Genomic DNA, 579 nt, shown 5'->3' on the forward strand with positions numbered 1-579 from the left:
GCTGGAAGATTTCGGCGCCCGCCTAGCACGCCGCCTGCAAGAGCAGAGTGTCGAGCACGTCCCGGCCCAGTGCCCGGCCGAAGCCGTCATCTGCACAGCGCCCTGCTCTTGCCCGAGGCATTGCCGCCTCGACGCGGGTATTGCCTGAGAAGAAGCCGACGCGGCGGATTTGCGGCCCTGCACTGGCGCGCCAGGCGTCGCCGATCTCCAGCCGGTCGAGAAGCGCGAGATTGCTTGCCGAGATGTATTCGCCGCAGACCTTGCGGCGCGGGAACAGCCGCTTTTCCACGATCGCTACCGCCCATCCGCGCCGGGCAAGCGTCAGCGCAACGGATGTACCCGCAGGCCCGGCGCCGATGATGATCGCATCATGTGTCGACAGACGTGTCATCGGTCCGGATCGGAAACGCTACCGGCGCCGACGAAGACGTGGGAAAACGGACCGGCACGCCGTTCCTCGAGCGGCATGCCGTTGACCTTAAGCCAGAGAGCGGAGAGCTCGTTGCCGCGAAAGCCGGCGCGTACGCTCTGGGCCGCATCGTGCCGGGTGACGTCGTTGACGCCGATCGCCGGCAGAAG

General features: G+C 67.0%; 1 protein-coding gene and 1 pseudogene. Both read right to left on the reverse strand.

Annotation, left to right across the window (positions count from 1 at the left end):
- Positions 1-22: 22 nt before the first annotated feature.
- Complete coding sequence (locus EN807_RS32410; RefSeq protein ID WP_246684497.1) at positions 23-391, reverse strand: FAD-dependent oxidoreductase; 369 nt, start codon at positions 389-391, stop codon at positions 23-25.
- Positions 388-579: pseudogene (locus EN807_RS32415) on the reverse strand (hypothetical protein); the annotation flags it as partial. The gene EN807_RS32410 and the pseudogene EN807_RS32415, both read right to left, overlap by 4 nt.

It is taken from the genome of Mesorhizobium sp. M5C.F.Ca.ET.164.01.1.1 (genome assembly GCF_004792125.1).
Taxonomy (GTDB): Bacteria; Pseudomonadota; Alphaproteobacteria; order Rhizobiales; family Rhizobiaceae; genus Mesorhizobium; species Mesorhizobium wenxiniae.